Genomic DNA, 14093 nt, shown 5'->3' on the forward strand with positions numbered 1-14093 from the left:
AAGTCCCTTCCCAGTCACTACAACCATCCTCGTGGTTCTATGTAAGTTTGTTGCTTTTATTGGCAGGTCTCCTGGCTTAGGTTCATCATCTATACGCCTTCCCATAGCTCGCTACAGTGACATTTTGTATAGACTCTCCATTACAGTTGCGGGACAGCATCGGATTTGCACCGATTTCCCTTTTAAGCGAACGAACAATGTCATTCACACCAACAAAATAATATTTTATTAAGTTATAAGAGGAACAATATCAGAGTGTTTTCCATACAGCAAGTATAATATATATTACAATAAAGCAAAAACATGAACAAACGAGCGTTTAACAGCTGTAAAGTAGAATTATAATACATTAATCATTATTAGAAAAATAAATAAATTTAGAAAACAATTCTTCTTACCTTACTATACAATTTCATCAAAGTACTCTACGAAAAGATTCAAATATGCTTAATTTTAATCCTTATTTTTCATATTCTATTCGTTGTCTGTATTTTTTCATATTTTAATTGAGCATCGAATTTAGTACCTTTTTTACTTGTTAAGCCTTTTACCAATACCGTTCCATCGGCTAACAATTTCTTCAAATAGTTTTAGTAGGCTTCTTCTTCATCGTAGCTAAAAATTTATCGTTTTTCCAGATGACGAATTTACAGCCCTTTTTCCAGTTGCTGCAGCCGAATTCTTTTTGTCCTTCGAATCACGCTATGACCACATAATGGGCATTTCCCCACTACTTCGAATTTCTTCTTCGCTCGTGTTACTTTGCTAAGTGTCACATCTTCACTATTTTTAATCGTTTGAACGGCATTGACAAAATCTCTTCTGCTATTACTTTTCATTAAACTCAAATTCAATTTTTCCTTCTACCAAACGAAGTGACGCATTAAATTGTTTACCATTTTTTGATTTAAACCCTTTAAGCAGAGCAGTTTTACCAATGTTACATAAATCATTAATGTTCTTTTCAGTTAGTTTTTTTCCTAATAGCCTTCCAGGGAACGTTTGTTTACAACCATTTTTATAATTCGAGCAACCGTAAAAGCTTTTACGCAAAGCTATTTTTCCTACTTTACATGTCGGACACGTCACAATATCTTTCACAGCAGTTGGTTTAAACTGCTCTTCGTCAATTGTGAGTGACTCTAACTGTTTAGGTACCTCGGCTATTAATTGATTAACAAACTTACCTATACTTTCAATAAAATGTTTTGCAGAGCCTTCTCCACGACCAATTTTATTTAAGTAAATTTCCCATTTTGCAGTCATCGATGGGCTTGAAAGTAATGTCCCTTCAATTGACTGACATAATAGCTCACCTTTGGGCGTAATGCTCACTATGTTTTTTCGTACTTCAATAAATTCATGCTTTTTAATCGTCTCTATAATGCCACTTCGAGTTGCTTCTGTACCAATACCTTCAATCGATTTCAGCACCTCGATTTCCTCTTCATCCTCAACTGATTTACCACATGTTTTCATCATCGTAATGAGTTGCCCTTCTGTATAAGGCTTAGGAGGTGTTGTCGTACCTTCTATAATAGAAATCTTACTTTGTACCATCTCATCTAGGAAAACGACAGGTAACGACTCTTCCTGCTCCTTTAACTCTTTTTCACTTGAAAACAATTCTTTCCAACCTTTTACAAGTTCTGTTTTCCCTACAGTTTTAAACTCTATATTTTTAACATTCGTTAAAATCGTTTTTTCATCGTATTCATAATCTTGGTGGAACATAGCGAGTGTCGTATTGACTATTTCGAAATAAATATTTCGTTCATCAGCATTCATTGATTGTAACGCTTTTTCTGTCGGCACTTTTTTCGTTGGAATAATAGCATAGTGCTCCCCAACGTTGGCACTGTCGACGTAGCGTTTGTTATTCCCTCGATTTATCGCATTAAATGACTTTCCAACAAGCTGCTGATATTTTGCCAATGATTCATTTAAATAGGCAAACTCATTATGTGTAATGAGCTGTGAATCGGTACGTGGGTAAGAAACGAGCTTTTTCTCATAAAGTGATTGCGTAAGTTTCAACACATGCGACGGACTGTATTTCCAACGTCTATTGGCAGCGGCTTGTAAAGTTGATAACGCATGTAGTTTGGGTGGTACAATCCGCTTCGTTTTGTTCGTTACACTCGTAATTAGACCTGTATCCATCGGTTCAACCCCATGTTGTTGCAATAATTGCACAGCCTCTACACGCTCTTTTGTTTTTAACTTTGCCTTCCCTTTATATACACCATTTTGTGCTTTAAAAATCCCTTCAATTTCATAAAAATTTTCCGGCTTGAAATGTTCGATTTCCTGTTGTCTTTTATAAATTAAATATACGGTTGGCGATTGCACACGTCCTATGGAGATACTACCTTTAAAGCCTTTCTTTTGTAAAAGTAGCGTATATAAGCGACTACAGTTCATGCCTACTAACCAATCGCTGATTTGACGTGTTTTTGCTTCTTGGTACATGAGCAGATCACGCTCATTACTTTGCATATTATTAAAACCTTTTCGAATCTCCTCAACCTCTAATGAATTGATCCATAATCGTTTAACAGGCTTATTTACTTTCGTCATTTTTAATATTGAGTAGAAGAATAACGATAGGTAAGTTTTTGATATTATCTTCAACTTTTCCCCCGTTCCACACCGTGCATGCGAGTTTCTCCGCACACGGCGTTCCATCAACTAAACAATATATTTGTTTTCCTAAGTCTTACAACGATTTATTTGAAAAATTATTTACTTAACAGATTTGTTGCCAACTAATTTTCGCAATTTATTAAGCTTCATTAATTGCTTTTCATTTAGTTGTATTATCGATAGATATTTGTGTATCGTGTCCTCTTTGGTTGCGTGAATAAGTAAATGAACTTCCGGTTTAATTAAAGTCAAGTTTTCGTAACTGTCGTCGTGTGTTAAGTGATATGGAGTACGATGGTGGCAGTGCATATCATAAACGTCTAGTTCTTCTGCAGTTACTGAGCATTTTCCGTATTGGGCTACAAATAGGGATAGACGATTGTCATTGAATTCTACTGTTGCGCGGTCATTAATAATAGGATTTTCACGTATCCATTGAAGGGATTTTTCAGATACAGCTTTTTGGTTGGAATGTATTAGTTTTCTACCTTCCACTGTGTACTTGTTAATACTTACCTTTGGATACATTGGGTTTTTATGTTGTACATAACTTACTGGAATGATAGGTCTACCTAAAAGGTATTTCATATTCTTAGATTTTGTATATGGTAGTATTCCTTTATCTTTACCTGTATATGTTCCAACACTTGTCAGCCCAACAATGTTTAATCTATTTTTCATAGCAAGCCACACTGGATAGTGTATCTTTTCGAAACTTTTGTTCACGTGTGTTGCTAACCGATAATAGTTATGGATACCAATGACCATACTGTTGTATTTTCCAATCGCCCTTATTGTGTATATGCTTTTTGGTGACTTTTTGATAACTTTTATTTGTTCCTTCAGTTCATTTTTTATTCTTGTTATTGCTTCATTGCAAACATAAGAGTGCATGACACGACGACTTTTCCCTTTCTTTTCAAGCTTCATAGTAAAACCTAGAAACTCACTTTCTTCCTTACGAAGATTCGTGATTTTAGATTTTCCCTCTGAAATAGGTAAATGCAATCGTTCTTCTAACCATTGCTTACTGGCATGGTAGAGATTGATGGCAGTTTCCTTGTCATGACAGAAAAGTTTAAAATCATCCGCATATCTAACGATGTAAAATTCTTTTAGTTTAGTGTGCGAACGCATTTTTCTATGATGATTTCCCATATGCTCTGTACCGTTAGCATTGTATTGTGTTTTTATTTCTGACAATCTACGGTTTTCCCATTGATCAGCAATCCACCAATCAAATTCGTTTAGATTGATATTTGCTAATAGGGGAGAGAGTATCCCACCTTGTGGCGTTCCTTTAATTGGGTATTCAATCGTTCCGTCTGGAAGAACTACAGGTGCTTTAAGCATTTTTTTGATAATTACTATAAGTTGCTTGTCCCTAATTCCCATAGCCCACATTTGTCTGATTAACTTCGAGTGCCAGACCTCATCAAAGAACCCTTTGATGTCAATGTCTACCACATAGTGCATTTTGATATTATTCATTTTCTTTGCACAATCAGCAATAGCATGTTGAGCTGATTTATTAGGTCTAAAACCATGGCTGTGTGGATTAAATTTTGCTTCACAGATAGGTTCTAGTACTTGTAAAATGCACTGTTGTGCAATTCTATCCCATATTGACGGAATGCCCAATGGACGAGTCTTGCCATTAGGCTTCGGAATTTCTACTCTTCTAACCTTTCTGGGTGCATATTGTGCGAATCGCTTTTTCACTATTTCAAGAAATTCTGTTGTATTTAATTTTTCAATGTCTTTAATAGTTTTACCGTCAATTCCTGCTGTCATGCTCCCACTGTTGCGCTTTATATTTCTATATGCCAGTAGGATATTATCATCTGATATGACGATTTTCATTAAAGATTTAAAATTCTGGTTTTCGACACTTTTTTGATACAAGTTATCGAAGATTTTCTGTGTACCATAGTATTCAGAATATCGAAGCTTAGTATCTTTGCGTCGCTCGTTGTCCATAGTTCGTCACCCCCTTTATTCCTTCGGTGTGACCTTTTGGTCTTACAGGAAAGCTACGGTAATGACTTAGGTTTCTTATATTGTTATTAGTTGACTCGTGGCTGTTGCTCCACTCTCATTACAAGAGCTTCATAGCTCATGCCACTACTTTCATCAAGATAAAACCAGGTTATACCTTGTTTCGGTTTTCTCTGGTAACGCTTCATAGTGTGCGTTCACTCCACGTTCTTGATTTCCCACGTTCCCTTAGTTCTATCAATGCAATAGTTTAGGTGCTGGCTTTTGCCCTGCATCAGTTCAAGTGCCTGTAACACTTCACGGAGTTTCATACAAACAATTCTTACTCCACCGCATGATGCCATAGAATAACCTCTTCTTGAGGCTCTACCAGACACATTTCTATGCCTTAGGTTTATAGGACAGTACATTCGCCAGTTCGTCAGTGTTTTACCACATTCTCACCATACTATGCTTTTTACGACTTCCGGCATATCTTATACGGACAATACCTCTATTGCCTTTGCGGTTTTCCTTTAGGGATACTTCGGTATAATTCTGCCGACTTCACCGAGCTTCACACCACTTTCGATAACGCATATCTACTTGTCGCATGTCGGAGTATTAAAGGGGCGTTTCAAGGCGTTACCCTATCATTCCACCACTCGAACTAAAAGTTCTCCGCCTCGCTTTTGAGCTAGGCGCGTCTAGTCTTTTCAACTAGAAACGTGTCGCACTATTTGAACCCTCACGTTCACTATCACAGCAGTTATAAATCATTGTTACTTGCGGATCACTAAAGATTTTTTTTACAGCATTAAATTGTGTATACATTTTAGAGACAACTTTATCTTCAAACTTTTGAGGAATGATCGGTAATGATCCAAGCGACCATTTCTCCCATTCCTTTTGATATTCTTTTGGTTCCTTTAATTCAACAAGATGACCAACTGCCCAGGTAATTACTGCACCCTTAGGAAAAGTAGAACAAGGTTCCAATTCTATAAATACTTTCTCTTTTTGTTTAATTTTAAATGCGTCTGCATAAGCTCTTGCTTGAGATGGTTTCTCTGCCAAAATGGCGATTTTCCCCATTAATCATCACATCTTCTTTAAAATATTTTAGTAGATTTTATATAAAAACATAAAACTCAACTAATCAGATTAGTTGAGTTTAATTGTGAAATACCTTACTACTATTTTACTTTAAACAATTTAAAATATCACTTACTAAAATCTTTGTACCAGGGGCACTCTTCAAATATTTTAAATCTCCAGTCGCAAGCCAATCGATTTCGTCTAGCTTCATTAAAATTTGTGCAATTTTGACGAAACTGTCCCGTTAGCCATCCATGTAGCGCAAAAAACAGCGCTACACCACAGAAAATGAAAGATGATTAAGTTCTTTCATGGAAGTTTAAGTACATTTATTCACAAACATTATGCTCATCGAATAAAACTAACATCCTTATGTAGGTTTACGCATCATTTAGAATTGCATCAACAATATAACGACGTTTTTACTTTTTAGGCTATTATAAATAATTAATGCCTTCCATAATACTCAACCTTTACCACGATTCCAGGTACCTTTATCTAAATTCATACTTTTAATAAATACTTCTCGACTAAAGACTCTAGTACAACCTTCACAACCTACATTACAAGTAAGCTCTCCCACTTGGCAGCTGAACTCCTTTGAACTCATCTCTTAAGAGGAAACATCTTTAGTATCCAATGATTGTTCTTCGTTAAATATGTCACTGCTTTTATAAATAAGTAAAGAAACGATATAAAGAATAGCAGTAAAGAGAGAAACCCCTTTAAACCCTGATATATGACTAAAAAGAACACCACCAATAACTCCACCAAGTGTTGTACCACCATACATAGTAGCGTTGGCCAAGGCGGAAACCGTACCACGAGCTGTTGTTGTTAAGCTCTGCAAGGTACTCATAAAAACAGGAAATATAAACCCACCGATCAAAAATATAAAAAAGAAACTTATTTCAGCTACATATAGATTTGGAGAGAAAGGAAGGCATATGTAAAAAAGGATTAAGCTTACTAATGATAATAATAAGGACTTAGGTTCTCCTAACCTTTTTACAATTCTACTTCCAAAAAAGGAGCCAATAACATTTCCGAGCCCTAAACTTATCATTGCTATTCCAATCGCAGAAACACTTAATGAAAAACTCTCCGAAAACCAAGAACCAATAAAAGAAAATGCAGCAAAATTACCTATTTGAAAAATAAAATAAGCTAAGAAATATTTAATTGCTCTTGGTGTTTTAAATATGTGTTGGTATTTTCCCAATATTGATTGCTTCTCAATATTTTTTGTTGCTTCAATAGAGGGAAAAAACATTGTAATAACAAATACCAAGAAAATCGATAATATTGAAATTATATAAAAGGGCGTATGCCATGTGAAAGCCGCTAATAAACTTCCAATGGGTATTCCTATCAATTGAGAAACAGCCAAACCGCCCGTTGCATATCCCATTATTTTTATTATATCATTGGGCTTTACTAATATTGGAATAGAGGCCCAAACTTGAGGTGTTACAAAAGCAGCACTAACACCAGCTAGAAGTCTAAATACAATCATTTCCCAAAAGTTCGAAGCAATTCCACATAAAAAAGTTGAGATTGCAAATCCCACTAAACCTAAAATCATTATCTTCTTACGATTCATTCCATCAGAAATAGGTCCTGCAATTAAAGCAAAAAAAGCATATCCCAAAGCATAAGTGCTAACCATCCACCCAGACCATTCTGTTGGTATATTATAAGCCACCTGTAAAGTTGGTAGTAATGGGGATATTAAAAAGGTATCTGTCCCAATAACAAACATTATTAAGAAAAAAATAATTGAAACTTTTCTATTCAATGCTAACACTCCAAATGTTTTATAGTTTAAAAACTATCGAACTAAAAATTAAAATTTTTCCTAGATTTACAAAGAATCTAGGAAACCTGGCAAATATTTCTCAAATGTATCCAGTCTTAATTTAACGTATTTGTTGCGAGTTTCTTTACGAGTTGATGTTAATCCTGCCTCTCTCAAAGTTTTAAAATGGTAAGAAGCTGTTGATTTTGAAATATTAATATGTTCACCTACCTCCCCACAGCTTAATTCTCCCTTTTGATCTCTAAGAATCCGAATAATTTCTAACCGGGATTCATCAGCTAATGCCTTAAAAATTTGTACTCTAATTTGGTCTTCATTTTGTTGTTCGATAATCATAAAACTATAATACATTATTCTTTAATAAATAACAATTAAAAATCTATTTTTAGATTTTTTTGGTAAACCACTGATTTAAAGCCTTTTGCGGAGAAACGCTTTATACAAAAATATGCTAAAGATAGTAAACAAAGAACCGTGTTCTTTTTGAAAAATAATAATATAAATATATTACATCGGTTTTTTAGACTTAAAAAGATTAGTCTCGACAACTAATGATTACTAAAAAGGAGGTGCCATGTATGAGTGAACATTTTGAAGAAAGTAGCTCTTCTGAAGACCATCACCATCACTCAGCTTGCAAGTGTTTAGAAACTGTTTCTGTTAGGGACATGAGGGAAGTCTTATCTAAGTATAGAAATTCACCTGGTGACATTCAAACTGTTACTAGAAGAAATACAGTGTTGAAATTTTCGGACGTTTCCTGTGGAACTGTTACAGCAAATCTTCCTAATAATTGTGAACAAATTGATTTTGAAATATGTTTTATTTTTTCCTATAGTCCATTAAAAGGAAATCCTTCAACATTTGTTCCGCCAAATTGCAATAATTGTCGTTGTATTGTAGACACCTGTGTAATATCCATGCGTGAACGGTTAAAATTACACAAGAAAAATAACCAATTATTAAATGTTAATTCAATTGGTTTAAATTCGATAACCCGGGTAAACGTGATTGAAGTCCGTGAAGGTGTAGCTGTGTTTAAAGAACCTGGTGCAGAAAATGTAATTTTTGTATCACTATCGTTAATTGAAAGTTTAGAACTCACAGTTTAGAACTCACATCACTCGAAGACAAGACTCTCGCCGTCCGCGTGATGTCTCCATCGATGAAGATCAGTGCATCCTGCTCGTTATCCATGAGACAAACGCGACAAGAGGGTCTAATGCTCTTATTCAATATAATGGCCCGATTGTTGGACAACACTCTTCAACTAAACTGCTCCGTTCGTTGAGTAAAGAAAAAAAGCGCTGCCTATGCAACTCAATGATCTTCAAGAAAAGTTGCCGTTAGTTGAAGAAGAACAGCGACGATTATTAAACAATCGCGCCCGATTATTTAATATGTTTTCGAAATAGCGGTAATGAAAATAAATATTAAATAAAGGAAATATCCTCTTGAAAGTAGAATATTACCCTACAACCATAATTAACTATTCCGATGAGGAGGATTCTTGTGCGTCCACGACCATTATTTATTGAAAATCCAGAGCATGATAGGTATGTTAGTCTTGTGCCAGATGGAGATATTGAAGAAATACTGAGTAAGCAACGAACTAAGACCCTTACCCTCTTAGGCAGCGTATCAGAGGAGTTAGCAAGGAAGACGTACGCACCAGGGAAATGGACTTTAAAAGAAGTGATTGGGCATATGACCGACTCGGAACGTGTGATGTCGTATCGAATGCTTGCCATTGCACGAAATGAAAGTGCACCACTCCCAGCAATGGATCAGGATCAATACGTTTCTGCGGCAAACTTCAACAAATTATCTTGGGAACAGTTACTAGCTGATTTAGACTCGGTACGCTCCAACACGTTAAGCCTGATTTCAACTATTGATGAAGCTGCGTGGGTTCGTAATGGAACTGTAATGAACAGCCCAGTTTCGGTAGGTACCATTGCATATGGCATTGTTGGGCACGAGTTACACCATATGAAAGTGATTAGTGATAAATACTTATCAGTCTCTTTCTATTAATGAAAAAACCTAATTTCTCATCTAATACTGAGAAATTAGGTTTTTTAATAGTGAAACTTCCTTAGCGTTATAAATCCGCATTTTCCTGATGCTATCTCTATTTATAAATTTCCTATTTTCTTTAATTTCTTATTCAATTATATGGCCCGATTATTGAACACAAGTTAAACAACACACTTAAACTAGCCTGCACCGCTAGTTTAAGTGTGATTCTTCTCGAATTCTTTGATATTCGCAATGAAAAGTGGATAACACCATATTTATTAATTTCCTCATATTGTTCAGTAGCGTTTTTAAGATTTACTTTATTGTGCTAATATTTACATAAATAAAAATATTAGGAGGCGACCTTTATGAATTCTCATGAAACTAAAGTAAAGGAATTTTTAAGCTCTAATAATGTAAAAGCTGAACACTTCGTATTTAATCAATCTTGCCACTCAGTAAAAGAAGCCGCTGAAGCAGTTAGTGGCTCGGAAGACGATTTTGTAAAAAATATTTGCATGATTGACTCAAATAATGAATTAATAGTAGCTATTGTAAAAGGAAATAATAGAGCAAGTACAACTCGTGTTGCAAAATCATTAAATATAGAAAAGCCAAGACTTGCTAATGGAAATGAAATTATTGAACGTACTGGTTTCCCACCAGGTGGAGTTCCTTCTTTTGGTTTTCAAGCAAACTTTTTAGTTGATCCTAAAGTGACAAATATGGATTACATATATACTGGTGGTGGTTCCGAAAACTCATTAGTTAAAATAAATGTTCAAGACTTATTAAAAATCAATCAAGGTACTATTGTTAAAGTAAGTAAATAGTAACTCTTAACAACCGTATAAAATGACGGTTGTTTTTGCATTTTAAGCTGCACATTTTGTTTCAATCACACATTCACACTCTCAGCATATTTATACTTAACCATTTTCATAATCTGAGCATGCTTGTTATAAATGTGATTTGGACTTTTATCTAACTCATTTGCAATGGATAAAAGCGTTTTACCTTCCACATGATACTTGTACAATATCTGATTATCCAACCCTCTGAATGAACTAATCAGATTTTTCATTTCTTCCAAGTCATTCATTTTATGTGCTATTTCATGTACAGCAACTTCGATAATTTCTTCTAATTGAGCACCATGACTTCGGAAGTTAATTTTACTTTTGTAAAGTCACCATGTACCCAGCGTTTTTAATTCATTCTTGCTACGTTTGAGATTTAATTCGATGCCTGTAATTTCATCCTCTAATTTTTAATAGTTCTTTAACCACTCATAATGCATATGAAGCACTTACCTTATTTGTTTATTTCTTCAGATTGTTCAGTAAAGCTAAAATCATTCTCTCTATTGTTTAATAAAAGTCTTTTATAGGGCAATAAATTTCTTAAAATAGTGATTGCTTTTTTTCTATTACGATACAAATAAGTAAGTATTTTTATTTAACTACTGCAAGGAAAAGTGAGGGGAATTTATAATGGATAAAAGATATCCAATTGAACAATTCGATTGTCCTATTAAAGTACAAAAAAAAGATATTCAAGCTTGGATTAAAGAATTATCTACTCTACCTATTCGTTTAATTAGTTTAACCGTATCCCTTGATGAATTGGAATTAACAAAAACATATAGAGAACAGAGTTGGAATATACGTCAACTTATTCATCATATTGTCGATAGTCACATGAAAGGCTATCTACGAATGAAATTAGCTTTGACAGAAGAAAATCCATTGGTTAAAACATATGAAGAAAGTGAATGGGCAAAGCTAACAGATTATAATTTGCCTATAAAAGTTTCTTTACAGTTATTAGAAAGTCTACATGAACAGCGGATAAATTTACTGAAAAATCTAACGACTTCTCAATTACAACGTACATATCAGTATTCAGATGGTAGTAAAATGCGAATTGAACAAAGTATTGCACTTTACGTATGGCATGATAATCATCATTTAGCGCATATTCAACAAGCATTAAATAATTAATATTTTGGACTTTTATAAAAAAATATTTGTTAGCCTATTTAAACAACTCTGGAGGATAATGATTCTCTGCAATTAATAATACGTATCCCATTTTTAGGTCAATCTCCTTAATCCTTTATATTATAAGGTATAAGTCCTGTTCGACCTTTTTTAAAAGTCAAACAAGTAGGCGTCAAATAAATATCACGATAGAAAATGTGAAAAATACTTGACGCTTAATATTTTTACTTTATCATCTAAAATGTTTTAGTGCCGATTTTATTAATAATATAAAACACACAATATTCTTTAATTTTGCTATTCAAAGAGATAAGTGGAGAGATGAAAAAAACGTTATCCTTTCTATAATTCTATAGAAAGGATAACGTTTTTTTCGTTTTAGAGATAGATTAATTTCCGATAATATCTATTTCTCCTGCCGAAGCATAGCCATTTACTCCATTTAACACTTCTAATTTTACATATTTAGCAGATACGGGATTAAATGTTGCAAATTGTTGTTTTGTACTATTTTCCCATGTTCCAGAGCTTACTTTTTGATAGTTCACACTATCTGTACTTGTGTAAATGTTGTAGCTTAAAATACGACCATTTGGACATTCATCTTGTCTCGGAAGATATGACAACTGTGTAATTGTACGAGTTTCGCCAAGGTCAATCGTTAAATTAGATGGATATTGATTTTGCTCACTCCATTTACTATGCCATCTTGTATATAGATTCCCATCAATTGCATTAGTTGCAGGTTCCACCCCTACTTCTTCACTACTTGCAATTACTTTCATTTTTTCTTTAGGCAATGTGTTTAACGGAACACGTTTAGAATCAGTTGCTTCCCAAATAGGAGCAGTTAATGTTGGCAGATTCAAAGATTCTATTTTTTGTCGAGTTTCTACCGATGCTTTTAATCCCCATTTATCAAAGAATGGAAGTAAATTCTGCTTTGCTACTTTGGATGCGTTGTAAATAAAACCTTGTACCTTTTCTTCGCTAGTTTTAGGTAGTTCTCCATCAGGAATAGCACGGTATAATCGGTGTATTTCAGGATAGAATTCTTCTCCAAATGCTAAATCTAATTGCCAAAACATTGCTACTTTCATAAAGGGGTCATCAATTTTATTATAGTCCTTTTCTGATTGAGGCTTTTTGAAATAATCAAATGCTTTTTCATATGAATTTTCTTCTAATCTTGATTTCTGTCCTAAATTACGTTGTACAAACATACTGTAAATATTTACAGTGACTTCCGTTAATCCATCCCACATCCAAGGAGTTTGTTGACGTTGATGACCCATTTCATGCCAAGGTCCCCATCCGTTTTCTGTAAATTCTTTCAAGTTTAGTACTTGCTGAATCGCATCTCCAACATATGATGTTACAAAATCATTAGCATACATATAATAATCAGGAGTATGATTATCTTCTGCAAATGCTACGTAATGCTTATCTGCTTGTTCCTCGGATAAACCAGCAAGCTCATCTTGAATTCTAATAGCTTCATCTATTTTTTTTAAGAGTTCTGTAGGATCTGTATTAGAACCTAATAAGTATTTTTTAACTCGTTCAGAACTTGCTGTTATTAAGGAACGTTCCCCTTTTAATTCCACTGCATAGGCGTTAGGATATCTATCTAGCATATCAATTAAATCTTGTTTCGTATGTTTTCCTAATTCAAAGAAAGGTATAGGTGTTCCTCCTGTTTTAATCTCAGCTTTTACTGTACCACCTTGTTGTGAATTATAAAAATAAATCATTCCACCATTTGGATTTTCGATTGTATTTTCTCCTGGATTTAAAGTAAATGACTTTATTTTTGTCCCATATTCACGCCATCCTGCATCATAGCCATATGCTCCTATATAAGCCTGAATGTCCTGTGTTCCTTCTACTTGAATTGTTATTTTTTCATTGGGACTTGCATATAGTCCAGTTGGTTCATAGGGACTAAACTTAAATTGTCGTCTATCTCTATCTCTGATTTTTTCTATATCTCCCTTGCCTGCCACATGAAAAGTACGTTCGGTGGATACTTGTGTTTCTGCAGTCTGTTCTTGTGTTTCAGCATAAACAACTACATGATTTGTCATGATAGGAGTAAATAATGTAGTTGTTAAAATAGCGGACGTTGCTAATACTTTTAGTGGTTTTTGTAACATATAAGGCTCCCTTTTTTTGTACAAATTATTTCTTACAAGATAAATCTATTTTACTTATTAAAGAAAAATTGTATATTTAATTATTATATTAAGATAATAAATTTAAATAGAATTTTCCCACTCTATACCATCTTCATCCAACAAACGCCGACCCAAAATATAAAGTATCACTTCTCTATTACCCAGAAAACCCCATACATTTAAACATTTCATCTCGTAACAAAGCAATATAATCTTGCTTTACTTCTCCGAAGACCTTATGTAAATCTAGTTATAGTGACTATGAGCTTCCAGTAATTCTATATTAACTTTTTCGACTGGATCTTTTCGTCCCTTTCCCCCCTTTTGTCATGTATTGACCAAATTCTTCAC

The 14093-nt window shown here is 34.2% G+C and carries 10 protein-coding genes, 1 pseudogene and 1 riboswitch; of the genes and pseudogenes, 4 read left to right on the forward strand and 7 right to left on the reverse strand.

The window, feature by feature from the left end; translation table 11 throughout:
* Positions 1-44 precede the first annotated feature (44 nt).
* Positions 45-229, reverse strand: a riboswitch (cobalamin riboswitch).
* A gap of 238 nt (positions 230-467) precedes the next feature.
* From JNUCC51_RS01985 to JNUCC51_RS02010, 6 genes and pseudogenes are all read right to left on the reverse strand, one after another.
* Positions 468-809: pseudogene (locus tag JNUCC51_RS01985) on the reverse strand (topoisomerase C-terminal repeat-containing protein); the annotation flags it as partial.
* Positions 810-828: 19 nt separating this feature from the next.
* A complete protein-coding gene (locus tag JNUCC51_RS01990) occupies positions 829-2634 on the reverse strand; it encodes a type IA DNA topoisomerase (RefSeq protein WP_337990593.1) in 1806 nt (601 codons plus the stop codon).
* Between the two features lie 111 nt (positions 2635-2745).
* Positions 2746-4626 carry a group II intron reverse transcriptase/maturase gene (ltrA, locus tag JNUCC51_RS01995; RefSeq protein WP_337990594.1) on the reverse strand — a complete coding sequence of 627 codons (1881 nt, stop codon included), beginning with the start codon at positions 4624-4626 and terminating at the stop codon, positions 2746-2748.
* Between the two features lie 717 nt (positions 4627-5343).
* Positions 5344-5718, reverse strand: a complete 375-nt coding sequence (locus tag JNUCC51_RS02000) for a toprim domain-containing protein (RefSeq protein WP_337990595.1) — start codon at positions 5716-5718, stop codon at positions 5344-5346.
* 616 nt (positions 5719-6334) lie between these two features.
* Positions 6335-7483: an MFS transporter gene (locus tag JNUCC51_RS02005; RefSeq protein ID WP_337992174.1), complete on the reverse strand. Its 1149-nt coding sequence runs from the start codon at positions 7481-7483 to the stop codon at positions 6335-6337.
* 102 nt (positions 7484-7585) lie between these two features.
* Positions 7586-7891, reverse strand: coding sequence for an ArsR/SmtB family transcription factor (locus tag JNUCC51_RS02010; protein WP_337990596.1), 306 nt, complete (start codon positions 7889-7891; stop codon positions 7586-7588).
* Positions 7892-8118: 227 nt separating this feature from the next.
* Here JNUCC51_RS02010 and JNUCC51_RS02015 point away from each other — a divergent pair, with 227 nt between their 5' ends.
* The 4 genes from JNUCC51_RS02015 (at position 8119) to JNUCC51_RS02030 (ending at position 11565) form a co-directional block, all read left to right on the forward strand.
* On the forward strand, positions 8119-8652 hold the full coding sequence (locus JNUCC51_RS02015; RefSeq protein WP_337990597.1) for a hypothetical protein: 534 nt from the start codon (positions 8119-8121) through the stop codon (positions 8650-8652).
* Between the two features lie 400 nt (positions 8653-9052).
* Positions 9053-9577 (forward strand): DinB family protein, encoded by a 525-nt coding sequence (locus JNUCC51_RS02020; protein ID WP_337990598.1) that lies wholly within the window; start codon positions 9053-9055, stop codon positions 9575-9577.
* 353 nt (positions 9578-9930) lie between these two features.
* On the forward strand, positions 9931-10395 hold the full coding sequence (locus tag JNUCC51_RS02025) for an aminoacyl-tRNA deacylase (protein ID WP_337990599.1): 465 nt from the start codon (positions 9931-9933) through the stop codon (positions 10393-10395).
* A 660-nt stretch (positions 10396-11055) separates the two neighbouring features.
* On the forward strand, positions 11056-11565 hold the full coding sequence (locus tag JNUCC51_RS02030; RefSeq protein ID WP_337990600.1) for a YfiT family bacillithiol transferase: 510 nt from the start codon (positions 11056-11058) through the stop codon (positions 11563-11565).
* A gap of 389 nt (positions 11566-11954) precedes the next feature.
* On the opposite strand, the gene JNUCC51_RS02035 is transcribed toward JNUCC51_RS02030, so the two are convergent.
* Positions 11955-13721 carry a M60 family metallopeptidase gene (locus tag JNUCC51_RS02035; protein WP_337990601.1) on the reverse strand — a complete coding sequence of 589 codons (1767 nt, stop codon included), beginning with the start codon at positions 13719-13721 and terminating at the stop codon, positions 11955-11957.
* Positions 13722-14093: the final 372 nt, after the last annotated feature.

Origin of the sequence: Lysinibacillus sp. JNUCC 51 (assembly GCF_015999525.1) — a bacterium.
GTDB classification, from domain to species: Bacteria; Bacillota; Bacilli; order Bacillales_A; family Planococcaceae; genus Lysinibacillus; species Lysinibacillus xylanilyticus.

Excerpts from the sequence above, each read along its gene's own strand:
- ltrA (WP_337990594.1), bottom strand. The coding sequence starts at position 4,626 with ATGGACAACGAGCGACGCAAAGATACTAAGCTTCGATATTCTGAATAC.
- JNUCC51_RS02000 (WP_337990595.1), bottom strand. The coding sequence starts at position 5,718 with ATGGGGAAAATCGCCATTTTGGCAGAGAAACCATCTCAAGCAAGAGCT.
- JNUCC51_RS02005 (WP_337992174.1), bottom strand. The coding sequence starts at position 7,483 with ATGTTTGTTATTGGGACAGATACCTTTTTAATATCCCCATTACTACCA.
- JNUCC51_RS02010 (WP_337990596.1), bottom strand. The coding sequence starts at position 7,891 with ATGTATTATAGTTTTATGATTATCGAACAACAAAATGAAGACCAAATT.
- JNUCC51_RS02015 (WP_337990597.1), top strand. The coding sequence starts at position 8,119 with ATGAGTGAACATTTTGAAGAAAGTAGCTCTTCTGAAGACCATCACCAT.
- JNUCC51_RS02025 (WP_337990599.1), top strand. The coding sequence starts at position 9,931 with ATGAATTCTCATGAAACTAAAGTAAAGGAATTTTTAAGCTCTAATAAT.
- JNUCC51_RS02030 (WP_337990600.1), top strand. The coding sequence starts at position 11,056 with ATGGATAAAAGATATCCAATTGAACAATTCGATTGTCCTATTAAAGTA.
- JNUCC51_RS02035 (WP_337990601.1), bottom strand. The coding sequence starts at position 13,721 with ATGTTACAAAAACCACTAAAAGTATTAGCAACGTCCGCTATTTTAACA.